The organism is Novosphingobium sp. FW305-C-30-35 (assembly GCF_058783135.1).
The window spans coordinates 1-25666 of sequence record NZ_JBYSYJ010000006.1; the positions used below are offsets into that span (position 1 = coordinate 1).

The window sequence follows — 25666 nt, forward strand, 5'->3', positions numbered from 1 at the left end:
ATGCAGCGCGGTCGCGGCAACCCGTTCGATCCTGCCAATTACGGGGAAATCGTGAAGCCAGGCGAGCTGGTCGATATTGTCGAGCTGTCTCCCCTCACCCTCGCCGATCGCCGCATCTATAATCTGTTGATCGCCAATGCCTGGGACCGGATTGGAGAGCCGGTGATCCATCGCATCGCCAAATCAGCACTAAAAGGCACGCACCAGGGCAATGAGCGGATCGAAAGCTCGCTGTTGCGCCTGATGGGCACGATCGCGATCGTCACCATCCGCAAGGGTGGCAAGAGCTTCAAGCGCCGCGTCCAGCTCCTCGGCCCGAGCGACGAAAGCCTCGAAAAGGACGGTTTTCTTCATTACCGCATTCCCGAGGAGCTGATCGAGATACTGCGCAACAGCGAGGTCTATGCGCGGCTTAAGACGCAGGTGATGTATTGTTTCGAGTCGAAATACGCGCTCTGCCTCTATGAAATGATCGAGCGCCGCATTGGTCTCGAATACAAGCAATCTGAAGAGTTCACCGTCGCCGAGCTGCGCGGCCTGCTCAACGTGCCCGATGGCAAGCTCGACCGCTTCGCCGACTTCAACAAATACTGCCTCAAGGTGGCGCAGGACGAAATCAACAAGCTCTGCCCGTTCTATGTCGAGTTCACGCCGATCAAGAAGGGCCGCAAGGTCGAGCGCGTGGCGATGATGTGGCTGCCCAAAACGTCGAGCGGACGCCGCGACGCGCAAAACCTGATCGACCAGCATAGCATCGTGCGCCGGGCCAAGCTGCGAGGCGGCATTCCCGAAATGCCGGTGCTGGTGGATTTCAGCCTGCCCGCCGCCCAACGGTGAGCCCCTACCCCAAAACTCACCGTTCGCGCTGCGGACCGTGACTGTCGAGCCTCCCCCTTGCGACATTGAGACCCAATGGTGGGTGCATGATGGGGAAATCCGCGTCCATCGCCTGCTGACGCGGGAACGCTTCCCTTGGCTCCATGACCTGCTCGCCTCCACCTCGTGCCAGGATGAAGAGACGCTCTGGGAAAGCCTCGATGCCCGGATGCACCTCTGGCAAGGCCGAAACTGGCAAGACGATGGCGAGCTGCGCGCAGGGCTCGCGCGCGATGCGAAGCGCTTCAACAAGCGCCACCCTCCTGGTTCGGCGGCACGCCGCGCCGCATGGTGGGCGTTGGGTGGGTTCGCCGCGCGTGAAAGCTATTTCGGCCCGCTGCTTGGCGAACTGGAAGAGCTGGGCAGATAGCTCCAAAATGGAGCGATCTCGATCGGCCTCACCCTTCGCCGGCGTCGAGCGCGCGGCTAACGGTGAACTGAATCCAAGCGCTGCGGCTGATCCCACGCCGCTTGGCCGCCGCATCGACCTTCGCGAGCAACGCCCGATCAAAGCGCAGCATCACCGGCGACTTGCGTGGCTCGCTCCCCTCCCCTGCTTCCTCGGCCGCCGCGATCGGCGCGGCCGCCGGTTTCGCTGCGCCGGCGATAAAGGCGTCGGCCGCCGTGTCATCGGCCGGAGCTTTCGGCTTGCTGTTCGGTTTACGGGCGATAGCCATCGACGTGCACTCCGATATTATCTTGATATACAGACGGCACCGATCAGCGCTGTCAGCTCGTCGATCGCCTTGGGGTCGCGCGGGCTCTGCTCAAGGATCGCCCTGCCCTCGGCCGCCGCGTTCGGGAACGCCTTGCGCCGCACGATCGACGTGGGCAGCACCTCGATCCCCTCGATGTCACCGATCATCTCCAAGGCCGCTTCATTGTCCGCTCCTTGCGCGTCCGCCCCGTTGAGCACGGCGACGGCGCGCAGACCCTCGTTGATCTCGCGCGCCTCGGCGACCAGCGCCGCGACCTGATCGAGCGCCCACACATCGAAGCTGCGCGGTTGCACCGGGACCAGCAGCGTGTCGGCGACGGTTAGCGCGGCGCGCAGCGAGCCGGTGTCGCGTCCGCCCACGTCGATAATGATGTCGTCATACTTGCCAGCGAGCTGACGGACCTGGCTGCGCAGCGCAGCGCCGGTGAGCGCCACGGCAGTATAGCCGGCCTCGCCAAGCCGCTCGGTGCGAAGCTGGGTGAAGGTGAGGGCGGTGCCCTGTTCGTCCCCGTCCACCAGCAAGAGGTCGCGGCCGGCGAGCGCCAGCGCAACCGCTAGGTTGACGGCGAGCGTGGTCTTGCCGACGCCGCCTTTGGTGTTTCCGACTGCCAGTATCATAGCGCCCTCACTGTGCGAGCTATCGTTATGCGCTTTGGCATGATCTGTCCATCGCTGTGATATACAGATAATGCTCACTCCTTTGGCTCGGGATCGTCCTCGTTGAGCGGGTCGTGCTGCATGGGGCCGTGCCCCTCGATCGGACAGACCGGCGCTCCGGCCAGTTCCAGCCATTTGCGCGCGGTCCTCACCGTATAGCCGCATGTCTCACACTCGCATTTGAGCAGCCGGGTCGTCTATTTTTTGGGCGCGGTTGTCTCGCCGGCGGTGTCGAGCCGAGCATGGGGGAGGGGGCCTGCCGCGTCGAGGATTGGTGCCACCGCCGCAAGGAACGCCTCGCCGGGAGTCGTGGCGCGCATCGGCCCGATCAGGCCAAGTCCAAGCGCGACCCATTTAAACGCCTTCCCGTGGCCCGCTGGGATGCCAACGGCGGCATGGGCCAGCTCGTGGGCGAGGATGCCCGCGATCTGCGCCGGCATGGCGTCGGGGTCGTGGGCGAGGTCGGGGCGGATGAAGATTTCAAAATGCCCGTCCGCGCTAAGCCGGTTATCCCAGCACTCGCCGATCGCCTTGCCCTTGGCACCCCTGCTGGTGAAGCCGATCGCGACCCGCACGCGTGCGGGCAGAGGGGCGTCCAACGCCTCGAACAGCGGGGCCATGCCCGCCGCCATCCGATTGAGCCAGCTTTCCCGGTTGTCCTGTTCCATGCCTTCTACTCCCTTCAAATCGCCTGACCGGCGATGGCCAGGCCATCGGCCGGACACGGACGCCCAAGAACGCCGGCAGGAGAGGGGGGCAGCGGGAATCGGCGGGGTGGAGCGGGCGCAGCGAGGCGCAGCAGAGTGAGCCACGGCCCGTCTATTCCCGTTGCTGGGGAGAGGGGGGCGGAACGCTCTCTCCCCTCAAATGAAAGATCCTCGCCGGCGCACGCCGGCACGACAGGCAGGGGCAACGCCCCTGCCTTACGCGAGGATCGTCACGCTTATGCGCCAAGACCGCTTGCGGGCTTGGTCGGAGCGGTCACGCGGAGATAGAGCCGTGCCCGAAGGGTCGCGCCCGAGCTTCCTTTAAACTATCATAATGAACGCAGATTGATAGCTCTATGATATACAGATGCCACACATTTGAAGTCCAACACGATATGTGAGCGGGAAGGATGGGTCCGGTTGAACATCATGGCAATTTTTGCCATATATAGCTGATTGGAGGTATCAGCCGATGGCTACCATGAATGTTTCCCTGCCTGACCCGATGCGGGACTATGTGCAGAACCGTATCGACAGCGGCCAATATGCCAGTGTCAGCGATTATGTGCGTGACCTGATCCGCCGCGATCAAAGCGCAATCGTCGATGAAGAACGCTGGCTGAAGGAACTCGATGCCTCGATCGACGAAAGCCTTCAGGAGATGAAGGCTGGTGGCGGTCATGACCTCGATGAAGTTTGCGATGCGATCATTGCCGACATTCAGGCAACGAGCGGTGAAGCGCGGCAATGAAGGTCACGCTGTCCACACGGGCTAGGCGCGACCTCGAAGGCATCCGCAATTATATTGAGAAGGACAATCCCGCCCGCGCGATCTCGTTCGTTGGCGAGCTGCGCGACACCGCGAAACGCATAGGCGACATGCCCCGCGCCTTCCCGCTCGTCCCGCGCTACGAACAGCATGGGATCAGGCGTCGGTCCCACAAGGGATATGGGATTCTCTATTCCGTCGAGCCGGATCGCATCTTCGTCCATCGGATCATTGGCCCCGGGCAGGATCACGACGCTGCCCTGCAACTGAATTGAGGGGAGCGACGGGACCATGAGAGCGATATTCATCCGCCACGGCGAAAGCACCGGCAATGCCGGCATGCCGTGCCACGATCTGGCGACAATCGAGCTGACGAAGCGCGGTCAGGAACAAGCGCGCGCGGTCGCGGCGAGCTGGACCGAAGCGCCGGCGCTCATCGTCACGTCGCCTTATACCCGTACCCAGCAGACAGCCGCGCCGACGATCGCCCGCTTTCCCGACGCGCCGGTGGAAGTGTGGCCGATCGAGGAGTTCACCTATCTGCAACCGGCGCGCTGGAACGGCACGCGCAGCGCCGAGAGGATGCCGCACCTCGAACGCTATTGGCGTGAGGCGGACCCAGCTTATTGCGACGGCGAGGGGGCGGAGAGCTTCGGCACCTTGCTACGGCGCTGCGAGGCGGCGCTGGCCCGCCTCGCAGCCATGCCTGCCGGGTCGCTGGTCTATGTGTTTGGGCATGGGCAGTTCATCCAGGCCGCACGCGCGATCATCACGGACACCCATCTGGATGACCGAGGCAAAATGCTCGGGTTCTGGCGCAAAGGCGAACCGCCCGCGATCAGCAACGCCGAACGGGTCGGATTCCGCTGCGGCCCCGGCTGTGAAGACAGCGGTCACTGGATGCCGGATCATCCCCAATGCCCCAACTATGATCGTTGACCGGTCTTTCCTTCTCGCCATCCGCGACCGTGCCAGCAGCGCGCTCATCTTCTTCGGCTGCATCGCCGATCCGACACTCCGCTGGAGAAAGCCGAATGAGAAATCTCGCCCTTGCTATCAGCGTTCTCGCTATTGCCAAGGCGGTTCCTGTGATTGCGCAGGAGCAGAAGCCTTTGTCCGAAACCTGCCCGAACCTGACGCCCGAAGAGATCGAGGCGATCGAGAACTACAAAGGCGAGTTCTCTGAAAACGCGCTCTACGCCCGCGCCTATTGCGTCAGCGTGAAAGAGGCTGAGCGGCAGATGGAAATCCAGAACCGTGGCGCGATTGGACCGCGCAGCGAGCCGGGGCCACGCCCTGCGCCGCCAGCCCCCGATGCCGATATCGGCACCCTAGCACAAACCCTCCACGCGAATGAGGCAGATACATTCGCGGGCCTGTGGATCCAGCATCAGCCGAAATATGGCGTGGTGGTCGCGTTCACTCGCGATGCGGCGGAGACACTGGCGAAATATACCAATGATCCACTTTATATCCCGCTCGACCGGCCCGGACCGACCCTGACGGAACTGCGCAGTGCACAAGAGCGGCTCGTGCGCGATCTCAGCGCGCTAGGGTCAGGACCCATTGATATGAGCGTCGCGATCTGATTCAGGCTCCGCGAGGAGACCGGGATGAGCGACCTGTTTTGGCTAACGGATGAGCAGATGGAGCGGCTGCGGCCGTTCTTTCCGAAGAGCCACGGCAAGCCCCGAGTGGATGACCGGCGGGTGCTGAGCGGCATCGTGTTCGTCAACCGCAACGGGCTGCGCTGGCGCGATGCTCCTGGCGCGTACGGCCCGCACAAGACGCTGTACAACCGCTGGAAGCGTTGGGGCGAGGCCGGTGTGTTCACACGCATGATGGAGGGATTGGCGAACGCAAGCGCCGAACCCAAAACGGTGATGATCGACGCGACCTACCTGAAGGCGCACCGCACGGCATCGAGCCTGCGGGTAAAAAGGGGGATCTCGGCCGCCTGATCGGACGCACGAAAGGCGGCATGAACACCAAGCTCCATGCCGTCGCCGACGCGAACGGTCGCCCCTTGAGCTTCTTCATGACCGCCGGTCAGGTCAGCGACTACACCGGTGCGGCCGCGCTGCTGGACGACCTGCCAAAAGCGCAGTGGCTGCTCGGCGACCGCGGCTACGACGCCGACTGGTTCAGGGACGCTCTTCAGGCCAAGGGCATCCAGCCTTGCATCCCAGGCCGCAGGTCGCGCAACGAGCCCGTCCGGTACGATAAGCGCCGCTATCGGCGCCGCAGCCGCATCGAGATCATGTTCGGCCGCCTCAAAGACTGGCGCCGCGTCGCCACCCGCTACGATCGCTGCCCTACGGCCTTCTTCTCCGCCATCGCCCTCGCTGCCACCGTCATCTTCTGGCTGTGATCAACGAGTCCTGACCCTAGGCGCTTAGGTTGCGCGCCGGATTCGTGCGCGGCCATGTCGAACAGCGCCTTGATCTCCGGATCGACGAACAGGCGCTGATACATGCGCGTGGTAATCTCCACGCCGTGCTGCTGGAGCGCAGGCGCCGTAGCTTTCACCAAAGCCATTGTTTCGGGGGAGAGTGGTTTGGACATTCAGACGTGCTCCGGATTTCAGGCCCTGACAAAGAGACGATCGAAGTGGCGAGAGGTATCCAGTCGGGCAAGGAGCGCGGGCCGGGGAGACCGGCATGCGCGATGAACCCAAGGCTAGCGGCGGGGGATTCCGTATCCGGACTCGATCATAGCTCGATCGCGGCCAGAGGGGCGAGCAAGGTCCACACGACGCCCGAGACGGGAAATTCCAGCTCGGCACGGCCGCGCAAGCTGCGGCTCGCGGCCGTGCATATCAGCCGCGACCCAAAGCCCCGCCGCTCGGGCCTGACGACTGGCGGGCCGCCACGTTCGGTCCATTGCATCCAAAGCTCGGCCTCGGTGCCCGATCCCAGCACTTTCCACGTCAGCTCGATCGTGCCTGTTTCGTTGGACAGCGCACCATATTTGATCGCGTTCGTCGCCAACTCGTGAAAGGCGAGGGTCAACGTCATCGCCGCCTTGGGGCCGATCGTGACCGTGGGGCCGTCGAGGCGAAGCCGCTCCGCGTAGAGAGTGAAGTGGCCCAGCGCATTTTCTGCGAGCGCGGGCAGGGGTGCCGCCTGCCAGTCGTGAGATAGAAGCTGCTCGGTCGCCTTGCCCAGCGCCGCCAATCGCTCGTCAGTGGTCGATCGGGCGTCTTCGATCGAATCGGCCGCCTGCAAGCTCTGGCTGACAAGGGAGCGAACGACAGTGAGAATGTTCCTGAACCGATGCTCAAGCTCACGAATCCGGGTTTCAGTATCGACCATAATTCTACGCGCCCCCTGCTCGGCTACTTAGATCAATGGACAGCCGAAGACGAACATTTTGCACCTCCGTGTGGAGCTACAGAGCCGGACGGCGCGTTGCTGGCTGGCCGGTGGAACGGCTGCGTAAGTGCTTGGTGCGACATGACTACACAAAGCGGAATCACCGGTCTTCGCGTGCTGATTGTTGAAGATGATTATTGGGTCGCGGCAACGCTGGTTGAGATAATATCCGATGCCGGTGCCGAAGTCCTCGGCCCTGTCGATTGCGTGCGGGACGCCCTCGCGGCGCTTGACTCATCGCCCCACGTCGCCAGCCTCGATGTGCAACTTGGCCTCGAAACCTCGTTCCCGATCGCGGACGAACTGGACCGGCGCGGCGTGCCCTTCATCTTCGCCACGGGCACGGCCAGCATGATCCCGGCTGCCCACGCCTCACGCCCGACCTGCCACAAGCCCGCGTCGCGTGAGCTTCTGATCGGGGCGCTCTGCCGCGCGCTTGATGCTGCCTGCTAAGCCCCCGCCCGCCCTCGGACCTCGGGAACTTTTACCTTCTATTCCCGCTCCGGCAGCAAGCATCGGGTGGCTGCACAGTTATTCCCCCGGAGGGAACAGCCGCGCCTCAAGGGCAGCGGCTTCGGCGCGTTGCTGTTCGGGGGACTTGTCCTCGGCCGCGTCGAGCGCCGCTTGAAGGTGCACGGCGACATTGCCGCGCTCGTCGGCCTTGTCGAGCGAAGCCATCGCCCTCTTCATGAGGCTGATCGCAGTCGCGATCTCCTGTGCCCGCTCGTCCATGCGCCTCTCCTGCGAAGGAATGTGAACTGTAGCCGTCCGCGAAAGCTCCGCCCATCGCTCGGATGAGCCCCGTCCGGCTGCTCGCCCGTCATGTGGCCTCCATCACCCGGAGCCTGGACGGAACAGGGGTGTCCCGGTCTCGACCGGTCGTTCCGCGGCCGATCTCTACGGCGTTCTTCCCGGCGCGCTTGACCGCGTACATGAGCTGATCGACCGCGTGCATCAACGAGGGCTCGTCGCGCGGAGTATCCGGCGAGATGAGCAGCGCGCCCATGCTGCACGTCACCGGATGAGGCGTGCCGGCCAGAACCGACGACAGGCGCTTGTGAAGCAAGCGAGCGAAATACACCCCTTCCTCGGCCGAATGGACGGGAAGCAAGAAGGCGAACTCGTCGCCGCCGATCCGGCCGAAATCATCCTCGCGCCGGATGGTCTCCCGCGCGCCCTGCGCGAAGGCGCGCAGCACCTCATCGCCGGCAACATGGCCGTGGCGGTTGTTGATGCCCTTGAAATCGTCGAGATCAAGGATCGCGAGCAGGAAGAATTGCCGGGCAGGCACCGCTAGATCGAGACGATCGATCACGCGCTCGCGGAACGTCTCCTTGTTGAGGGCATCGGTCATGCGGTCGCGCGCCGCCAGGTGGTGCTCCCGATCGAACGAGCGGCGAAAGCTGAGAACAATGGCGGCGACGAAAACATACGTGACCGCGCGCACGGCCATCCGCGCCCCTAACAGGGCGGGGGAGAGCCTTGGCAGCTCGGCAAGATGCGGCACGACAGTGAGGACCGCCGCAACGATCGCCACCAGATAGCCAGCACGGCTGCCCAGCGCCCAGCAGGCGGCGCAGACAATCGGGATATAGAGTGGCGCGAGACCTATCCGGGGAAAATGTGCGTCCGCCAGCGCCAGCGCCGTGACGCTGAGGAGGATCGCGAACCATGCGCGTTCGCGTGGCAGGGAATGAAGACGATCGGCGAGACGGCCGACAGGCAGATGACTATTCACGCATGTCCTACTCGGTCAAAAGGTTCTCCAAGCTCATTCCCGCCCCAAGTGTTCCTGTGCAGCCGGCGGCACGCCCCATTTCGGAGACGTGCCGGCCACTGAACCGGTTGTGGTTTAGCTGAGGTCTTCTCTGTCCGGGGGGTGCACGATGGCGTCGTGAGAGGAGAGCCACGATGACCAAGAAGATCAGCAACCCCGAGATCCTGGCGGTGCGGGCGGCGGCGGAGGCGGACCCGGCGCGGGGCCGTGTCTGGGTCGGCCTCGATGTGGGTATGAAGTCGACCGCGGTGTGCGTGCTCGATGGCGACGGGAAGGTCGTCCACCAGTGCGCCATGAAGACGCACCCGACCGAGATCGGACGCTATCTGGCGAAGAACTTCACCTCCAACGTGGCGGCGGTCGGCATGGAGACGGGCGCCATGTCGGTGCACCTGTCGGGCGGCCTGCGCCGGCTCGGCTATCAGGTGGCGGTAATGGATGCGCTTCAGGTGCACCGCGTGCTGTCCTTGAAGCGCAACAAGACCGACACCAACGACGCGCGCGGCATCGCCGAGATCACCCGCACCGGGCGCGACTATCTGACCGAGGTCTACGTCAAGACTGCGGCTTGCTACGAGGTGCGCGCCCAGCTCATCATGCGTCATCGCCTGGTGCAGCAGCGCGTCGCCAACGAGAACATGATCCGCGGGCTGCTGCGCGTCTATGGAGGCCAGGTCGAGGCCGGTGCCAAGTCGGCCGCCACCTACCGCACCCGCGTCGTCGAGCAGCTGCTGCAGATCCAGGACCGCGACGGCATCAACATGCGCCCGCGCATCGTGCCGGTGCTCGACCTGTGCGAGCGGCTCCAAGCCGATGCCGACCGGATCGAGGCCGAGCTGGAGGCGCTGGCCGCCGCCAACCCGATCTGCCGGCGCTTCATGGCGGTGCCCGGCATCGGCGCCATCACCGCCCTGTCGTTCTTCACCGCGATCGAGGAGCCGAGCCGCTTCCGCCGCGCCGACGACGTCGCCGCCTATCTCGGGCTGACCCCGCGCGTCTACCAGTCGGGCGAGAGCTTGGTGCATGGGCGGATCAGCAAGATGGGCAACCGGCTGACGCGCACCCACCTCGTCACCGCCGCCACCGTGATGCTGTCGGCGACCAAGACGTTCTCATCCTTGAAGGACTGGGGTCTGCGGCTTGCCAAGAAGATCGGCTTCAACAAGGCGCGGATCGCGGTCGCGCGCAAGCTGGCCATCATCCTGTTCGGCATGTGGCGCGACGGCACCCACTTCCAGTTCAAGACAGAGACGGTCGAGCCGCATCGCCAGATGATGCAGGCCGCGCACGTCTGACCCCACCTATTCACCCCATCCGTCCGATGGACGGTACGATCCTCCCGGGAGGCGGAGGGACCGGCGACTTCGCTTTCAACTTTGGGGCAGCGATGACCCCGAGCTACGGTTGTTGAAGCGCCACCCTTCGATACGAATCCACCCCCTTGCGGCATGCGACCGTGACAAGGCTGCCTCACCACAGCCGTCGCATGACCCCGGAGAGACTGTTGCACCCCGGGTTGATCGACACCGACCACAAGGACGTTGCCAGAACAGGCGAACCATGATGAAGTAGTTGTCGCCAGCGTTGCCCCCAGACGAGGGGACCTCAGCTAGAGAGTGTTGGAAACCTGAAACACGTCAGGCGCGGACGCCTTTGGCCGGGTGGCTTGGACATGCGCGCCCGCCACCCGGTCGATGAAGCTCGACCGGCTCGTGTTTCAGGAGGTTTCCACGCCTCCACCCGCGTCTCCGCAGGTGCGCGCACGCTACCGGCAAACCGTTAAGAAAAGCAACAAGCCGACAGGCAACATCGCAGATCAGCCGATCTTGACGCCCCGCCAGTCCCGCTTTTTCCGCAGGTGGATGGGCCGCTTGGTCACTGACGCGGGCGTATCACGGCCGGTCCTGTCGGCCAGCAACGGCGTCGATCGCTCCTCGATGAGGGCGCGCAGCCGGGTCCGCCCGCGTGCGATGCGGCTCTTGAACGTGCCTGCTGCAATGCCGAGTTGCGCCGCTCCGTCCTCGATGGACACGCCTTGGCTCGCCAGCAGCACCGCCTCGCGCTGGTGAGGCGGAAGTTCGCTGAGCGCCCAATCCGTGTCACGCAGCCAGATGGCAAGGCTCTGGGTCTCGTCCACCTTCAGCATCCGGTCGCGTGCATCCTCGGGCAGGTCGGCGTGAAAGCGGGCGCGGCGACGTCCCGTGAGAAAGCTGTTCTTCATCACGGTCCGCGCCCAGGCGGCGAGGCTTGTTCCCGCCGTGAAGCTGGCGCGCGCAGTCCAGCACCGAAGCATGGTGTCCTGCAAGAGGTCGTCGGCGTCGGCGCCGCCTCCGGTCAGTCGCCGGGCATAGGCGCTAAGCGCGGCTGCCTGCTCAAGCAACGCGGCGCCGAATTCATCGTCGGGCATGGCGATCAGCACGGGAACGCGGGCAGGCGCAGTGGGCGGCATCTCATTCTCCGGCAGGCTTCTCCTGCTCAAAGCGATATAGGATGCCCGCCCCGACGATGTTGCCGGCCAGACCGCTTCAAGGCCCGCTTCGTCCCGTCTCGGTCGATCAGGCCTCCATCCGTGCTATAAGGCTCCCATATCGCAATCGGAGAGAGACGATGGAGCGGCTGTTTCCGCGCGCCTTGATAGCGTGCATTCGTGAGGCTCGCGCGCCGACACCGCAGGAGCTTGCATCGATGGCCGAAAAGATCTGGCGCGAGGCTTTCCCGGAGCGCCCATTTCGACGCGAGCGCGCCATGAACATCGCCGCCGTAGCGCTCACAGGCGAATGCCCGACGCGCGACGCACCGCCGGTATCCTGTCCTGCGGAACCATTTTCAGCGAGAATGCGGAGCGCTACGGTAAGCCGATGGTCGTCGGGACTGTCGAGAGGATGCGCCGCTTGAGCCGGCAAACATGCTGGCCGTAGCACCGGCTGTTTCTTCAAGCGGCCAGCGGGCCGCTGACGGTGGCGGCTCAAATCTTGGCGATCATCAGCTCATAAGGCACCCCGATCCGCGTCTCGGCGGTTCCGCGCCGCCGCAGGATCGTAGCGATATGGCGGTCGGCCGCCGCGCGATCGGCGAAGGCGTGCCGCTGGGCTTGGCCGTGTGCCCCGATCCGGCCCCAGCGGGCTTCGACAACGATCATGCCGAAAAGATCGAGGCTCACGGAAATGCTGTAGCGCCGGCGGATGTTGCGCGCCGGATCGAGCGCCACCAGCTCGATCGGTTCGGGCAGGGAAAGGTTCGCGCCATTCATGGCGCGGAGCCTACAAAACAACGGCTCCAAAGTCCGGCGACTTTCCTGAATCAATGACGCGCCGGTGATTCAGGAAATCGATGGTTCCTCGCATTGTTACCTCGTGTGCGGGAGTTCACGTCGCTTCTGACGCTGTTCGAACCAGGTGGTGAATGCCGACTGAGTGCAAACGTCCAAGGGTTCGTAGGTGCCAGGCGCAACGCGCCGAAACAGCATGGGGCCGGTCCGAACGGCGCTTCGGCCGAGAGAAACCTGGCAGCTATTCCCCGTCATCCCGCAGCGGCCTCCTATGTTCATCACCGGACTGGTGCGGATGCGGATTGGCCCCGAGGCGCGGCCCTTCATGATCCGGATAACGCGCGCGGGGCGGCTCTGCTCGATCTGCTGCCCGGGCCTGAACCACGGTCGCGCTCGTCCGTCCGACCCGCACCAGAAGCTGCGCGGTGCCGTCACCGGCGCCCGCCCTATCTCCAACTCACCAACAAGATCGGCTTTGGCGAACGCCGCGCGTCCCGCTGCCTCAATGTTGTCGGGCAGGATGCACGAACACGCCAGGGCGGACGCGGGCGCGCTCAACGCCGCACCGGCCAGGGCCGTGCCGATCGCTCGGAAAAGCGATACCATCATCATGCCGGGAGGCTATGCTAGCACGGCTGAACGGAGCATGCCCTTGTGCGCCTAGGGAATCGCGGTCGGATCGGCGATGCGCCCGAAAAACAGCACCGCGCCGCTCTTCCGGTCGCGCAAGGTAACGAGGAAGGGGCGATCGACCACCATCTCCGGCACCTTGGGCTCCATCCGCGCACTGGTCACGACGATCTTCACTGCGGTCGCCGCCGCTGCCTCGGTGCCCTCCTCATCGACACGCAGGAAGGTCGCGTGCGCCACGTCATCGATCGCCAGGCGCGCACCGCTGGCGATTCCCGACAGGTCCGCACGCTGCTGGTCAAAGGCGCTTGGCATTCCCGCTGCGATCAGCGCTGCCTTCACGCTCTCATCGAACCTGGCTTCGAAGCGGGGCAGAATGATCCGCATCTCGCGCGCCTGCTCCGCTGCCAGGTCGAAACGATCATTGCCGCCCTGCTCGCCGGCGAAGAAATCGACCCCCTTCATCTCGCGCTCCCAACGGCGCAGGGTCGCCGTGTCGCGCGGCAGGAAGATTTCCATCACGAAGCTGCCATCGCCGCCATAAGGCAGGGCAATCGCCTCTCCCTCATGGGTCTCGCGATAGTCGAACCGGCCTATCCGCTTCATCATCGTGATCGGAATGCGCGTGCCGTCGCCACGCGTGAAGGTCCGCGTTTCCGTCTCCTCGAACGGCACCTGCCACTTTGCCTTGAAGTAAAGCGCGTTGGTCAGCACAGCGGCGGTGTCATCTCCGAAGCCGCTCGGAGAGACGATCTCCGAAATCCTACCCTTCGTCTCGCGCGAGACCCAGCCATTGATCCGTGCGGCCGCTCCGGTGGGATCACCGGCATAATCGACCGTTTCCGGAGCCGCCCCGAAGCCGGAGCGCGCCTCGGCGACATACTCGCCCCGGATCGGCAATCCCTTTGCCAGCCATAGCGCGTTCGCGATGCCGAGCGTGGTATCGGCATTGCCGGTATCGCTGAGCTGGGCATTATAGGCTCTGATAGGCACGGCCGCATTCGGGACCGAAGGCCAGTCCAGAACGCGCCCGATCTCGTCGCGTGTGACACCTCGCGCACCGAGGTAAGCAAGCCCCAGGCCCTGTGACAGACTGACCGGGGAGATGAACAGATTGGCGTTTGCATCGGCCGTCGCTGCCAAGTGCGGGTAGACCTTGGCGGTCATCACCGCCGCACCATAAGTTAGCGCCCAAGGCGTGACCTCGCTTCGCGCCGATGGCCCGGGAGGAGACCTGCCGAACTTGGGTGCCGGAGCGCTTGTCACGCAGCCACCAAGCGCCAGGCTCACGAGAAACGGGAATGACAAGGCTGCTTTACGCATGGCTCTCTCCCTAGAGGCTTGGCCGCTGATCGTAGAAATCGACCTGCATCCGCATGGCTCCGAGCGGTTCCACGAAATGCGGCTGTTCCGGTAGAACCAGCCCTGGCCGATCGGGTGTAAGGATCACCTCGGAGGCAGGGTCGAGACAGGTGAGCTTCAATCTCCCCTCGATGACCCGGATCACGCCCCACACACCGGCCTTGGTGCGATGCTCGGAGCGCAAGGCAGCGGGCAATGTGGCCTCATCGAATATGGGTGTCGAGCGGTAGGGAATCGCCATTACCTCTTCACTCCTACCTGGACCGTGCATCGCACCGGCTGATCCGCCTTCCTTGCAGCTTGCCGGCATCCTTCGATCTTTTCACGATTGTCGCGCAGCAACCTGTCGGCCGCGACGATCGCCTCCCAGCTCGGCTGCGACGCACTCGCCATCAGATGCTGCCCGGCATCCCACGGTGTCGCTTCGGCAAGAACCCGCGTCGCCATGCGTTCGGGCCATTGCCAGCTCGCCGGCACGATCTCGCGCGCCACCAGACCGGGCAGGAAGGACCATAGCAGGATGCCTATCAGCAGCCCGCCCAGCCCGAACCATAGCTGTCGGTCCTTCTGGTCTCGTGCCGTGTGCGCGGAATGAACCACGCCGCGCAGTTCGCGCGCATGCTGCTTCATCTCGTCGGTGGCGGCTGCGAGCGCTGCATGGTCGGCGCTGCGCAGCTCGACCGCCGCGCGGTTGATCTGCGCCGCCATCTGGGCAGGCGTCATCGCCAGCGCCGGCGACTTCACGATGGCCGTCGCGATCTGATCGAGCCGCCCGTTGGTGCTCTCCAGCCCTTGCGCGATATGCCCCAACGTCTCGGAATAATCCGGCACGTCGATGCTGGCGCGCTCGGCCGCAACGCTCTCCACGGCGCGGCGCATCAACGCCACCTCGCCGCGCATCTGCTCGACCGTGGCCTCTAGCTGCGCGAACGCCTCGGCCGCCGCGTCGCCGCCCTCCTCCCATTGCTCGTCGGCCATTCTCTCTCCTTACCGGCTCATCCCTCGGTCGCGGCCGATGGCAAGCGAGCGGGTCAGCTCCTGCTCGATTGCACGGTCCCGGCGCATTTCCAGCCCCAGCTCGGGCGCACGGCGGCGCAGCACCGATTCAAGCTGCGGATCGCGGTGCAGCGTTCCGGCCAGGCTCTCCATCTTCTTGCCCGTGCGCTCCGCGCCGGCACGATCGCCGCTGCGCGCAAGCTCGGCTCGCTGGCGCGCCATGTTCTGCCAGCGCTCCACAAATCGGTCGGCGCGACGCTCGGGGCTGGTGCGCACCTGGCCTTCCTCGGCCATCGCCCGCGCCGCCCCGCCGGGATTGCCCTCGGCCGCCTCGCGCACCAGCGCCGGATTGCGCTCGAACGCGGATGCGAGGTCGCGCGCGCCATGGGGCCGCACCCGGTCGAGCGTGTCGCCGGCCTTCGCCAGGGCCGCCTGCTGGTGCGGAAGCACCGGCAAGCCCTTGTCGCGCATCCGGTCCATATCGGCCTGCGCGCGCGCATAGCGCTCGATCGCCCTGGCCTGACTGGGCGCGGTCGATCCCCGCTCCGAGCCGGTATCGATCCCCCCGCCTTTGCCGTCGCGGCCCGCCAGCTCGGGTGATGCCGGTTTCGGCCTGAACCCGGCGAACATGCCCTTGGCCTTGTCGCGGACCTTGGCGACCATCTCACGCGCGCGTTCCGGGAACCGGATCTCGCGCCGCTCGGCGAACGCACGGGCCTGGTCCTGCTCGGGCTTCGCATAGTCGCCCGCCATGTCCTTGGCGCGCTCGCGCGATAGCGTGCGGGTGAGCTGGCGCTGATCGGCGAAGTCATCGCGGCCATAATGGAGCTGCATCCCGTCGCGGTGCCGCGACAGACCGACATAGGCGCTGTGCCGGTCCATCCCCGGCGTCGCCAGCACATGCGCCTGATCGACCGTTACCCCCTGCGACTTGTGGAAGGTCGCGGCATAGCCGTGATCGACATGGGCATAGTCCTTGAGGTCGAAGGCCACCTTGCGGCCATCGTCCAGCTTCACCGCCATGCCCTCCGGCCCGACGCGCTCGATCGTGCCGAGCGTGCCGTTCTTCACGCCAAGGTCGCGCTCGTTCTTGAGGAACATGATGCGGTCGCCGCTGGCGAACTCCCGCGCCCCCCTCTCGGCCGAGACACGCACGTCATCGCCCAGCCCGCCCGACGCGCGCACCCGCTCGCGCGCTTCCTGATTCAGCTCGCGCACCTCGGCGTTGGTGTGGGTAAGGATGATCCGGCTCTTGTCCGGATCGGCCTGGCGCGCGCGATCCCAGCCATCGACCAGCGCGCCCCGGGCCAGCTCGCGCGTCTCGGCCGCATGGACCATGCCGTGCGCCTCATAGGCGTGGACGGCCTCGCCGGTGCGACCCGTGGCGAGGGCCTTGGTGGCGTGGCGCTGCCAGACCTCGCGCTGCCGGCGTATCTCGGTGATCTCGGCCGTGCCGTGCCGCTCGGCCAGCGAACGGAACGCCGCCCCCGCCTCGATCGCCTGCAACTGCTCGGGGTCGCCGACCAGCACCACCTTCGCGCCGGCGTCGCGCGCGGCCGACAGCACCCGCTCCATCTGCCGCGAACCGATCATGCCAGCCTCATCCACCACCAGCACGTCACGCGGCCCAAGCTGCTCGCGCCCCTGTCCCCATGCGTGCTCGAGACTGGCGATCGTCCTTGAGGCGATGCCGGAACCGCCCTCAAGGTTCTCGGCGGCGATGCCCGACAGCGCCGCCCCGCGCACGGTATAGCCCTCGCGCTCCCATGCCTCACGCGAGACGCCGAGCATCGCCGACTTGCCGGTCCCGGCATAGCCGACGACGATGGCAAGATCGCCGCTCCTTCCTATATGCTCCAGAGCGGCCTGCTGATCTTCACCGAGTGTCAGGCCGCCACTCCCGGCGGTGTCCAGCCCCCTTGCTAGCGATGCCGCCGGGAGACTATGCCCGGAACGCTCCGCAAGCTGATCGCCGGCGCGTTCAAGCCGCTGCTCGACCGCGATCATATCGCGCGACGTGAACCGCTCCTGGTCGCGGCCGTCCTTACCCAGCGCCACCAGCTCGGGGCTGGCACGCACCGCGCTCACGCACAAGTCGAACTGCTCCTTGCCGTCGCTATGGCGGTGGACGAACATGGCCAGGTCGCGGGTCGTGAACGTCGCTTGGCTGCGCGTGATCGCGTCCAGCGCGATCTCCGGCCTGGCGATAATCTTCTCGCCATTCTCACGCGCGATGCGCAGATGATCGTCGGCGCGCTCGGCATCTTCGCCGCGATCCAGACGCCGTGATCCTGCCGGACCGATCTTGTGCTGGGGCTCCAGCGCGATCCCCTGCGCTTCCAACGTGCGATGGTCGATCCGCGCGTCAATATCGAGCGACGCAAGCCGTTCGTTGACATGATCGGCCCACGCTTCGCGCCATTCCTTCAACAGCTCCGTGCTGTTCCAGTCGCGCACCTTCTTGCCGAACCCCTCCGGCCCGACTTCGCGCATCGACAGCATGACATGGGCGTGAGGCTTGGGACTGCCATCCTCGGCGAAGTCCCAATGCACATTGAGGTCCGCCACCATCCCGCGCTCGACAAACTGCTTCTTCACGAAATCGCGGGCGAGGTTCACGCCTTGCTGCTGGTTCAGCTCACGCGGGATTGAGAACTCCACGTCGCGGGCAAGCTGCGCATCCCTGCGCTTCTCCCCGGCCTCGACTTCATTCCACAAGGTTGCACGATCGTTTAAACGCTCCGGCGCGCCTTCGGGCAGCATGATTTCCGAATGGACGACGCCGGCCTTATTGGAGAAATCGTGATCGCGCCCGAGCCGGTCATCGTGCAGCTCGGACGCCGAACGATAGGCCGCGCTCGCAACGGCGCTCGATCCGTTGGCGCGACTGATGACCTTGGCCGAGAAATGGTAGATCGCCATGACGGCCACTATACTGCCTTCTAAAGCGCACGTCGGCAATTTGCGGAGCGATGCGCTACGTGCTGACGGCTGCGCCGCGTGTTCACTATTGCCATTGCTCAATGTGCCAGCGCGCGACCGGCAGCGCCTTCGCGGTGCTCGCATGGGTCAAATGGGACGATGTTGGCTGGCACGGCGATACGCAGAAGAGCTACCGTTCGTCACCGATCGCACGCCGATCGTTCTGCGGCGAGTGCGGTACGCCGCTCACCCTGCACTACGATGAGGCCAGCGGCATCGAAACGGATGAAGTCGCCTTCCATGTCGGCACGCTCGATCATCCCGAACGGGTCACACCTGACCATCATTATGGCGTCGAAAGTCGCCTCCCTTGGGCCGACTGCGGTGCCGGCCTTCCTGAACAGCAGACGAAGGAATCCTGGGATGCGTAAGGTGCGCGATTACGATGCCGAATTGAAGGCGCTGAACGACAAGGCGCGAGCCCTCAAGGCGCGGAAGGTGGAACAGTTTGGCCAGCTCGTTGTCGCCACCGGAGCCGATGCGCTCGACGCTGAAACTCTCGCCGGCGTGCTGCTCGATGCGATCGGATCGAACGACGCCAACGTAAGGGAGGCGTGGCGCGCGAAAGGCGCCGCCTTCTTTCAGCGGCGCGGGCGCAAAGCTGGCGGCGCTGCTGCAATCGACGGCAACGATGGAACGGCACAATCGGGCGTCGATGCTACGGGCGGAAGCGGGACAGCGGCGAGCTGATACGCGGGGCTGGGTGATGCAACGCCGCGAACGCACCCGCCACCTGATCGAGCTGGGCGGCCTCGTCCAGAAAGCCGGTCTGGTCGAGCTGGTCGAGGATGATCGTGCCACCCTCTACGGCGCACTGCTCGATCTGGCGGTAAAGGCGCGCGAGGACGGCAATGCGCTCGCGCTGTGGAAGCGGCGCGGCAAACGCGCGTTCGACGCGGAAGCGGAAGGGAGCGAAACACAATGACCAAACTCGATGTCGAGGCGATCCGGGCCGAGGTCCGTGCGCTGCATTTCAGGCGCGGCTCGCTGGCCGAGGTCGCGGCCTGGCGCGAAGCCGATGCTGAATCCCGCGCCAACCTCGCGATCGAAGACATGGCGCTGGAGCCCGATGAGGACGCGCTGTTCGATATGCTGCGCGACGAGGCCGTACCCCCTCCCCTCGCCACGCAAATCCTTCTCAAGCTGCTCGGTCATCCCGACGCCGATCCGGCGCTGGCGATCACGCCGATCGGAGCGGGCAAGTGAGAGGCGCGGCACTGTTCACGGCCGCGCTCGGCCTGGCTGTCCTGACCGGCTGCACCCCCGCCGCTCCCGACCCGCGCGGGCTCGATTCCGACGAAACCCTGCTGACCGTCACCGGCACCGGCCGCGCCGAAGCCGCGCCCGACCAGGCGCTGTTCACCGCCGGCCTGTCGAGCATCGCGGCCGATGCGCAGGCCGCCAGCGCCCGCAACGCCGAAACCATGAACCGGATTACGGCCGCGCTTGGCCGGCTCAACATTCCGGCACGCGATATCCAGACCCGCAATCTGTCGGTCAGCCGCATCGACTACGGCACCAACAAGGGCAAGTTCGAAGCGAGCAACAGCGTGTCGGTGCGGGTCCGCGATACGGCCCGCGTCGGGGATGCCATCGCGGCCGTCACCGCCGCCGGCGCCAATATCGTCTCCGGCCCCAACCTCTCGGTGCCGATCCCGAAAAGGCGAACCTCGGCGCCTACAGCCTGGCTTACAAGGCAGCGCACGCCAAGGCACAAGCCTATGCCGATGCGGCGGGCCTGCGGATCACGCGCGTGCTCTCGATTCATGATGGCGGCCAAGGTGGCTACATGCCGCCGATCGCGGAGATGGACGCCCGCATGGTCGCACCGCCGCCAGTCGTCGCGGTGCAGGCAGAACAAGCGCCCCCCGTCATGGCCGGCACCAATGCCGGCATCGTCTCGGTGCGCGTCGATTTCGCACTGGCGGTGAAGTGAGCTGACGATGGAGTGGTTTCGCCAGCTCGGCCGCGCGATCCGCAACCTCACCCGGATCGCGCGCCAGAATCCGATATGGGCGATCACGGCGCTGACGCTCAGCCCCGTCAAGCTGATCCGCCACCTGTTCGGCGTCGCCATCCTGTTCCTGATCGTCGGCATCGTGCTCGCTGGCGGGATGCAATTCGTGCTGCACTCGCTGCTCGGCCTGGCTCGCGATTCCCATATCTATCAGACCGTGATGATGCTCACCTTCCTGGTCATCATCCTCGTGACGCTGCGCGCCCTCTTCCAACCCCTGATCCTGCGCTATGGCGGCCCTGACGGCGACGCCACCCACGGCTCGGCCCGCTTCGCCACCGATCGCGAGGCGCGCCCGCTCGCCCAAAGCGAGGGCCTGCTGATCGGGCGGGATCGAAAATCGGGCAAGCTGCTGCGCTATGCCGGCCCCGCCCATCTGCTGACGATCGCGCCGACGCGCACCGGCAAGGGCATCGGCACCATCATCCCCAACCTGATCGACTATCCCGGCTCTGTGGTCTGCATCGACCCCAAGGGCGAGAACGCCCGCGTCACCGCACGCCAACGGGCAAGGTTCGGGCCGGTCCATGTCCTCGATCCGTTCGGGGTAACGGGCCAGCCTAGCGGGGCGTTCAATCCGCTCGATCGCATCGACCCTGCCGGCCTCGATCTCGCCGACGACGCCATGACGCTCGCCGACGCGCTGGTCTATGACGCTCCCGGCGAAGCCAGCGAAGCGCATTGGAACGAGGAAGCCAAGGCGCTGATCGCCGGCCTGATCCTGCATATCGTCGCCAGCGAGCCGCCCGCGACCCGCACCCTCGCAAGCTTGCGCGATCATCTGACGCTCGCCCCGCAAGCTTTCGCCACCCTGCTCGCGGATATGCAGGCACAAGGCGGCCTGGTCGCACGCGCCGCCAACCGCCATCTCGGCAAGTCCGATCGCGAGGCCGCCGGCGTGCTCTCGGCCGCGCAGCGCCACACCCATTTTCTCGACAGCCCGCGCATGACGGCGGTGCTGGGCCGCTCCGATTTCGCCTTCGCCGATCTGAAAGCAACGCCAGCGAGTGTGTTCCTGGTCCTGCCGCCGGACCGGCTCGCCACCTATGCCCGCTGGCTGCGCCTGATGGTCGCGCAAGGGCTGACCGATCTGGCGCGCGCCGGCACGGCCCCTCCCCGCCCCGTGTTGTTCCTGCTCGATGAGTTCGCCGCGCTCGGCCGCCTCGATCCGGTCGAGCGGGCTATGGGCCTGATGGCCGGCTATGGCGTCCAGCTCTGGCCGATCCTGCAGGACGTGCATCAGCTTCGCGCCACCTATGAGCGCCGCGCAGGCACCTTCCTGTCCAACGCCGGCGTGCTCCAGGTGTTCGGGGTCAACGATCACGACAGCGCCAAGCTCGTCTCCGATCTGCTCGGCCAGGAGACGGTCGTGTTCGAAACCATGAGCCGCGCGCTCGACGCGGAGGAAACCGGCGTCTCGTTCGGCACCCAGCATGTCGGCCGCGCCCTGCTCACTCCCGATGAGGTCCGCGCGATACCCGGCGAATTGGAGCTGCTGTTCCTCGCCGGCCAGCGGCCGATCGTCGCCACCAAGCTCGCCTACTATGCCGATCGCGAGTTCGCCGGGCGGTTCGACGCGGTGCTGAGCGTTTAAACGATCGCAGCCGGCGTGGCCGCAAGCGTTATAATATCACCTGTATATCTACATGGTTGCGTTCCGCCGTATCGCGCTGCGCGTATCCACACGACGAAAACGCGGAAAATCGGTCTTTGGCGCGCTAAAGGTGAGTTTTGGGGTAGGTCCTCACCGTTGGCGATCGATGCTGACGGGGTGACTACACGAAAGTGACGTATCTGCACGCTAAGGGCGAACAAATCCGGTACGATGCCAGCAGATGCTATTCGCAGGCTTTCCTGCCCCTTTTATGTGGTGCCGCCCTACGGGCGCCGATATGGGAGGGCGGCAATCCGATTGACCAACGATCGAGGTAGAACCCTGCTCGCCAAATATGTGAGCTGGTTGCCCATCCCCGGTATGGCGAAGGATTGCCGATAAACCAGAGCGTGGACTGCATGGGCCGCGCACCGGTCAACGTCCATCAAACCCAACCTCCCCCACTTCAAATCGCTGAGGGCAGCCATGTCTGTGTCGATTCCACCGGGTGCAAAAGACCCAACACTCACTCCCGTCCCGGCAAGCTCCACGGAAAGCGCTCGCATGAGGGTGCTCACATAGGCTTTCGACGCGCCGTAGACCGCTTGGAAGGGCACGGATGTTTCGCCCGCCAGGCTCGACACGGCGATTACTGAGGATTCAAACGGCTGCTCCCTGAAAATCGCAATCAGGCGAGCCAGCAAATCCGTGAAACCGAGTATGTTTGTTTCAATTACCTCGGCATAAGTGTCGGCACGGCCTGCATCAAATGAACCAACGCTCGTCATTCCGGCAACCAACAAAGCGGCTGTTACTTGCAATTCTGCAACCTTAGCCGCGATTTTCTCCCTGCCCTCGATTTCACGTTGATCAGCCACTATAATCTCGCACGGCACATTGAACCGCTCGTCAATTTCGGTCTGTAGCTCCCGCAAGTTGTCGAGCCTTCGTCCAACAATCAGGGGCTTGGCCTGGTACGATGCCGCCAAGCGGAGGGCGGACGCTCTGCCCAAACCGGTCGAAGCCCCTGTGACCAGCACCCACGAGTTCTTGATCGCCAGCGGTTTCACGCGTTTTCCAGAGCCTTGTATAGGGCGGTTTTGCCGATCTTGAGCCGGGCCGCCGCCTCACGAACAGTGAGGCCCGCTGCGATATGCGCCCGCGCTTTACGTAGTTTGTCGGGGGTAACGACAGGCCGGCGACCACCCTTGTTGCCCCGCTCGCGTGCGGCCTTGAGGCCGGCATGAGTGCGTTCACGGATCAGGTCACGCTCGAATTGGGCCAGCGAGCCGAAGATGTTGAACACCAGCATGCCGCCCGAAGTGGTGGTGTCGATATTCTCGGTGAGTGAGCGGAACCCGATGCCGCGCGCCGCAAGCTCGCCGACCTTCTCGATCAGGTGGCTCATCGAGCGGCCGAGGCGGTCGAGTTTCCAGACCACCAGCGTGTCGCCGGGGCGCAAATAGGCGAGCGCTTCGGTTAGGCCAGGCCGATCGGCTTTTGCCCCGGATGCGTGATCGTCGAATATACGGTCGCACCCGGCAGTGTTCAGCGCGTCAAGCTGGAGCGACAGCTTCTGGTCTGCGGTCGAGACGCGCGCATAGCCGATCAGCGCCACATGATGCCCGATCCTGTCCGTTTTCCCGTCATTATGCGATCTTGTCCGAATCGCCGTTACAGGTCCAGAGTTAACGGACATATTCCTGTTGGCCGCCAGAGGACCGTCTGACGGACACGCAAAGCGAAGGAGATGATGCTTGGCGAGACGGCGACTGGTGAGCCTGGAAATCTGGGCGAGGCATTATGGCGCGCCGCTCGATGAGCGCGAGATCGCGCGTCATTATACGCTGACCAGCGACGACCTGGAAATTGTCGGCCGCCGTCGCGGCGATGCCACCCGGCTCGGCTATGCGATGCTCATGCTATATATGAGATGGCCTGGCCGTGCGCTGGAAGCGGGCGAAGTCCCGCCCGCTCCTGTGCTCGCCTATGTGGCGCAGCAACTCGGCGTCGCGCCGGCAGCCTTCGCGGATTATGCCCATCGGGACCAGACCCGTCGCGAGCATCTCGTCGAAATCCGACGATCGCACGGGTTCAGGATTTTTGACCGCAACGCTTTCCGTGAAGTTGTCGCCTTCTCGGTCCCAATCGCGCAGACCATCATACACCCCGGCCAGATGGCAGACGTCATCGTCGATGAACTCCGGCGCCTGCAGATCCTCCTGCCTTCTCCGTCGATTCTCGAAGCGGTGCTGCGGCGGGCGCGCCAGCAAGCCGAACAGCTTACCTCCCACATTCCCCAAGTAAATCGCTGATTTTGCTGTCAGGATCTCAATATTTCCGATATAAATCATGGTGTTGATGGCCGTGAGGGGCGCGTTTGATGGATCACCCAGAGGGTGCGGGTTCGAAGCGGGCAGATCGGGTCGAGTTCGACCGCCGGGTGCATGTGGAGTTCCGAGGTGCGCAGCTCAGTTCCGACGGCGGCCTGCTGGTGATGCGCGAGCTGGATGACGCGCTCGGGCTGTCCGATCTGGCGGCAAAAGCATTGCGCGACACCCGGCGCGGCAAGAACACGGTCCACCGGCTTGACGGGTTGTTCCGGCAATCGGTGTTCGGGCGACTGGCCGGATACGAGGATGTGAACGACGCCGACCGCCTGGCCCTCGATCCGGTGATGCGCCAGGTCGTGGGTGGAAGGGCTGTCGATGCGCAAGCGGCCTCGGCCTCGCAGATGGGACGGTTCGAGACCGAGACACTGGCACAGCCCGAGAACCGTGCCGCGCTGGCCGACCTGAATGGCCAATGGATCGACCGGTTCCATGACCGTAACGGGCTGAAGTACATCGTTCTGGACATGGACAGTTCGGTCAGCCCCACCCATGGCGATCAGGAGGGCGCGGCCTGGAACGGGCATTTCGACTGCACCTGCTATCACCCGAACTTTTTGTTCAACCAGTTCGGCATGCTGGAGCGCTGCGCCTTGCGCCATGGCAACGTCCACAGCGCCGATGGCTGGCGGGACGTTCTCGACCCCGTCATCGCCCGCTACGCGGAGCGCGACCTTTGCGGCCGGTTCTTCCGGGCTGACGCCGCCTACGCGATCCCCGCGATCTATGAGCGGCTGGAAGAAGCCCGATTCTTCTACGCCATCCGGCTGCCTGCGAACAACGTCCTGCGCGAGAAGATCGCGCATCGGCTGACGCGCCCTGTCGGGCGACCTTCGCTGACCAAGGTCAAGCGCTTCTACGAAGACTTCGAGTATCAGGCGGCATCCTGGGACAAGGAACGCCGGGTGATCGCCAAGATCGAATGGCATCCGGGCGAACTGTTCCCGCGTGTCGGCTTCATCGTCACCAACCTGCCGATGGAGCCCGACTGGGTGGTGCGGTTCTATAACCAGCGCGGCACCGCCGAGCAGCACATCAAGGAAGGTAAATATGCCTTCCACTGGACGCGGCTGTCATGCCGGAAGTTCCGCGACAATGAGGTGCGACTGCAACTGCATGCGCTGGCCTACAACCTGGCCATCTTCTTGCGCTGCATCGAGTTGCCCGAGACGATGGCCGACTGGTCGTTGACCAGCCTGCAACTGAAGCTGATCAAGATCGGGGCACGTGTCGTCCGCCATGCCCGCGCCATCACCTTCCAGCTGGCCGAGGTGGCCGTCACCGGTCCGATGGTCCGCGCCATCCTCGCCGCCATCCGCCGATTGCGAGCGCCTCCGCTATGCGCATGACCGCCATCCACGCCCAAACTGAACGAAAACGGCAGGATGGGTCTGTCCGCTGCGCTGAAAAACACCGCCACCAGGGCACAACACGGCGGCTTCGCGGGCCGATCTGCCCTGTCTCAGCGCCTTGCGCGCCCGACGACGCCGCTCGGGACGGAAAATGATTGTCCTGCGGTCGGATTCAGGCGAAACTCACGTCAGACGGC

28 protein-coding genes and 3 pseudogenes are annotated in these 25666 nt (G+C 64.9%); 17 read left to right on the forward strand and 14 right to left on the reverse strand.

Annotated features, from left to right (window positions below; all coding sequences use genetic code 11):
- Complete coding sequence (locus AC3WLM_RS22035; protein ID WP_492478768.1) at nt 1-837, forward strand: replication initiation protein; 837 nt, start codon at nt 1-3, stop codon at nt 835-837.
- 82 nt (nt 838-919) lie between these two features.
- Nucleotides 920-1246 (forward strand): hypothetical protein, encoded by a 327-nt coding sequence (locus tag AC3WLM_RS22040; RefSeq protein WP_007406305.1) that lies wholly within the window; start codon nt 920-922, stop codon nt 1244-1246.
- A gap of 28 nt (nt 1247-1274) precedes the next feature.
- Here the strand turns inward: AC3WLM_RS22040 and AC3WLM_RS22045 are convergent, their stop codons facing one another.
- The 3 genes and pseudogenes from AC3WLM_RS22045 to AC3WLM_RS22055 all read right to left on the reverse strand — a co-directional run bounded on the left by AC3WLM_RS22045 (nt 1275) and on the right by AC3WLM_RS22055 (nt 2919).
- Entirely contained in the window at nt 1275-1553 is a 279-nt protein-coding gene (locus AC3WLM_RS22045) for a hypothetical protein (protein ID WP_007406335.1), read from the reverse strand.
- 17 nt (nt 1554-1570) lie between these two features.
- The gene (locus tag AC3WLM_RS22050; RefSeq protein WP_007406350.1) at nt 1571-2212 is read right to left on the reverse strand and encodes an AAA family ATPase; all 642 of its coding nucleotides are present in this window, start codon (nt 2210-2212) and stop codon (nt 1571-1573) included.
- A gap of 74 nt (nt 2213-2286) precedes the next feature.
- A pseudogene (locus AC3WLM_RS22055) lies at nt 2287-2919 on the reverse strand (transcription elongation protein SprT).
- Between the two features lie 511 nt (nt 2920-3430).
- Here AC3WLM_RS22055 and AC3WLM_RS22060 point away from each other — a divergent pair.
- The 5 genes from AC3WLM_RS22060 to AC3WLM_RS22080 all read left to right on the forward strand — a co-directional run bounded on the left by AC3WLM_RS22060 (nt 3431) and on the right by AC3WLM_RS22080 (nt 6098).
- Nucleotides 3431-3709, forward strand: coding sequence for a type II toxin-antitoxin system ParD family antitoxin (locus AC3WLM_RS22060; RefSeq protein WP_037530383.1), 279 nt, complete (start codon nt 3431-3433; stop codon nt 3707-3709).
- Nucleotides 3706-4002 (forward strand): type II toxin-antitoxin system RelE/ParE family toxin, encoded by a 297-nt coding sequence (locus tag AC3WLM_RS22065; RefSeq protein WP_007406359.1) that lies wholly within the window; start codon nt 3706-3708, stop codon nt 4000-4002. The genes AC3WLM_RS22060 and AC3WLM_RS22065 overlap by 4 nt, the downstream gene beginning before the upstream one ends.
- A 16-nt stretch (nt 4003-4018) precedes the next feature.
- On the forward strand, nt 4019-4666 hold the full coding sequence (locus AC3WLM_RS22070; RefSeq protein ID WP_007406334.1) for a histidine phosphatase family protein: 648 nt from the start codon (nt 4019-4021) through the stop codon (nt 4664-4666).
- Between the two features lie 95 nt (nt 4667-4761).
- On the forward strand, nt 4762-5316 hold the full coding sequence (locus AC3WLM_RS22075) for a hypothetical protein (protein ID WP_492478769.1): 555 nt from the start codon (nt 4762-4764) through the stop codon (nt 5314-5316).
- A gap of 24 nt (nt 5317-5340) precedes the next feature.
- A protein-coding gene (locus AC3WLM_RS22080) for an IS5 family transposase (protein WP_492478770.1) occupies nt 5341-6098 on the forward strand; the annotation gives its coding sequence in 2 pieces (ribosomal slippage) (nt 5341-5674 and nt 5674-6098; 759 coding nt in all).
- Nucleotides 6099-6438: 340 nt separating this feature from the next.
- Here AC3WLM_RS22080 and AC3WLM_RS22085 read toward each other — a convergent pair.
- Nucleotides 6439-7041 (reverse strand): sensor histidine kinase, encoded by a 603-nt coding sequence (locus tag AC3WLM_RS22085; protein WP_084215202.1) that lies wholly within the window; start codon nt 7039-7041, stop codon nt 6439-6441.
- A gap of 141 nt (nt 7042-7182) precedes the next feature.
- On the opposite strand from AC3WLM_RS22085, the gene AC3WLM_RS22090 reads away from it, so the two are divergent.
- Nucleotides 7183-7554 (forward strand): response regulator, encoded by a 372-nt coding sequence (locus AC3WLM_RS22090; protein WP_037530422.1) that lies wholly within the window; start codon nt 7183-7185, stop codon nt 7552-7554.
- Between the two features lie 78 nt (nt 7555-7632).
- On the opposite strand, the gene AC3WLM_RS22095 is transcribed toward AC3WLM_RS22090, so the two are convergent.
- Both AC3WLM_RS22095 and AC3WLM_RS22100 read right to left on the reverse strand, forming a co-directional pair.
- Nucleotides 7633-7833, reverse strand: coding sequence for a hypothetical protein (locus tag AC3WLM_RS22095; protein ID WP_037530425.1), 201 nt, complete (start codon nt 7831-7833; stop codon nt 7633-7635).
- A gap of 88 nt (nt 7834-7921) precedes the next feature.
- Nucleotides 7922-8839, reverse strand: a complete 918-nt coding sequence (locus AC3WLM_RS22100; protein WP_306286410.1) for a GGDEF domain-containing protein — start codon at nt 8837-8839, stop codon at nt 7922-7924.
- Nucleotides 8840-9012: 173 nt separating this feature from the next.
- On the opposite strand from AC3WLM_RS22100, the gene AC3WLM_RS22105 reads away from it, so the two are divergent.
- On the forward strand, nt 9013-10173 hold the full coding sequence (locus AC3WLM_RS22105; protein WP_125945570.1) for an IS110 family RNA-guided transposase: 1161 nt from the start codon (nt 9013-9015) through the stop codon (nt 10171-10173).
- A 521-nt stretch (nt 10174-10694) separates the two neighbouring features.
- Here AC3WLM_RS22105 and AC3WLM_RS22110 read toward each other — a convergent pair.
- From AC3WLM_RS22110 to traA, 6 genes are all read right to left on the reverse strand, one after another.
- The gene (locus AC3WLM_RS22110; protein WP_037530427.1) at nt 10695-11327 is read right to left on the reverse strand and encodes an RNA polymerase sigma factor; all 633 of its coding nucleotides are present in this window, start codon (nt 11325-11327) and stop codon (nt 10695-10697) included.
- 516 nt (nt 11328-11843) lie between these two features.
- Nucleotides 11844-12128: a WGR domain-containing protein gene (locus tag AC3WLM_RS22115; RefSeq protein ID WP_037530430.1), complete on the reverse strand. Its 285-nt coding sequence runs from the start codon at nt 12126-12128 to the stop codon at nt 11844-11846.
- Nucleotides 12129-12806: 678 nt separating this feature from the next.
- Entirely contained in the window at nt 12807-14099 is a 1293-nt protein-coding gene (locus AC3WLM_RS22120) for a serpin family protein (RefSeq protein ID WP_492478771.1), read from the reverse strand.
- A 10-nt stretch (nt 14100-14109) separates the two neighbouring features.
- Nucleotides 14110-14379: a TehB family protein gene (locus AC3WLM_RS22125; protein ID WP_037530438.1), complete on the reverse strand. Its 270-nt coding sequence runs from the start codon at nt 14377-14379 to the stop codon at nt 14110-14112.
- The gene (locus tag AC3WLM_RS22130; protein WP_037530440.1) at nt 14379-15116 is read right to left on the reverse strand and encodes a DUF6118 family protein; all 738 of its coding nucleotides are present in this window, start codon (nt 15114-15116) and stop codon (nt 14379-14381) included. The genes AC3WLM_RS22125 and AC3WLM_RS22130 overlap by 1 nt, the downstream gene beginning before the upstream one ends.
- A gap of 9 nt (nt 15117-15125) precedes the next feature.
- A complete protein-coding gene (gene traA / locus AC3WLM_RS22135; RefSeq protein ID WP_492478772.1) occupies nt 15126-18056 on the reverse strand; it encodes a Ti-type conjugative transfer relaxase TraA in 2931 nt (976 codons plus the stop codon).
- Between the two features lie 38 nt (nt 18057-18094).
- Here traA and AC3WLM_RS22140 point away from each other — a divergent pair, with 38 nt between their 5' ends.
- The 6 genes and pseudogenes from AC3WLM_RS22140 (at nt 18095) to AC3WLM_RS22165 (ending at nt 21727) form a co-directional block, all read left to right on the forward strand.
- Nucleotides 18095-18487: a GFA family protein gene (locus AC3WLM_RS22140; protein WP_492478774.1), complete on the forward strand. Its 393-nt coding sequence runs from the start codon at nt 18095-18097 to the stop codon at nt 18485-18487.
- Entirely contained in the window at nt 18480-18806 is a 327-nt protein-coding gene (locus AC3WLM_RS22145; RefSeq protein ID WP_037530365.1) for a conjugal transfer protein TraD, read from the forward strand. The genes AC3WLM_RS22140 and AC3WLM_RS22145 overlap by 8 nt, the downstream gene beginning before the upstream one ends.
- Before the next feature lie 16 nt (nt 18807-18822).
- Entirely contained in the window at nt 18823-19041 is a 219-nt protein-coding gene (locus AC3WLM_RS22150; protein ID WP_037530367.1) for a conjugal transfer protein TraD, read from the forward strand.
- Complete coding sequence (locus tag AC3WLM_RS22155; protein WP_037530369.1) at nt 19038-19322, forward strand: hypothetical protein; 285 nt, start codon at nt 19038-19040, stop codon at nt 19320-19322. Before AC3WLM_RS22150 ends, AC3WLM_RS22155 begins: the two co-directional genes overlap by 4 nt.
- Nucleotides 19319-20052: pseudogene (locus tag AC3WLM_RS22160) on the forward strand (SIMPL domain-containing protein). The gene AC3WLM_RS22155 and the pseudogene AC3WLM_RS22160 overlap by 4 nt, the downstream one beginning before the upstream one ends.
- A gap of 7 nt (nt 20053-20059) precedes the next feature.
- Nucleotides 20060-21727: a type IV secretory system conjugative DNA transfer family protein gene (locus AC3WLM_RS22165; RefSeq protein WP_037530373.1), complete on the forward strand. Its 1668-nt coding sequence runs from the start codon at nt 20060-20062 to the stop codon at nt 21725-21727.
- 284 nt (nt 21728-22011) lie between these two features.
- Here the strand turns inward: AC3WLM_RS22165 and AC3WLM_RS22170 are convergent, their stop codons facing one another.
- Together AC3WLM_RS22170 and AC3WLM_RS22175 are read right to left on the reverse strand one after the other, a co-directional pair.
- On the reverse strand, nt 22012-22797 hold the full coding sequence (locus tag AC3WLM_RS22170; RefSeq protein WP_004213209.1) for an SDR family NAD(P)-dependent oxidoreductase: 786 nt from the start codon (nt 22795-22797) through the stop codon (nt 22012-22014).
- A complete protein-coding gene (locus AC3WLM_RS22175) occupies nt 22794-23345 on the reverse strand; it encodes a recombinase family protein (protein ID WP_004213210.1) in 552 nt (183 codons plus the stop codon). Before AC3WLM_RS22175 ends, AC3WLM_RS22170 begins: the two co-directional genes overlap by 4 nt.
- A 139-nt stretch (nt 23346-23484) precedes the next feature.
- Here AC3WLM_RS22175 and AC3WLM_RS22180 point away from each other — a divergent pair.
- A pseudogene (locus AC3WLM_RS22180) lies at nt 23485-24024 on the forward strand (DUF4158 domain-containing protein); the annotation flags it as partial.
- An 86-nt stretch (nt 24025-24110) separates the two neighbouring features.
- Nucleotides 24111-25466: an IS1380-like element ISKpn23 family transposase gene (locus AC3WLM_RS22185; protein WP_003168745.1), complete on the forward strand. Its 1356-nt coding sequence runs from the start codon at nt 24111-24113 to the stop codon at nt 25464-25466.
- The last annotated feature ends 200 nt before the right edge of the window (nt 25467-25666 follow it).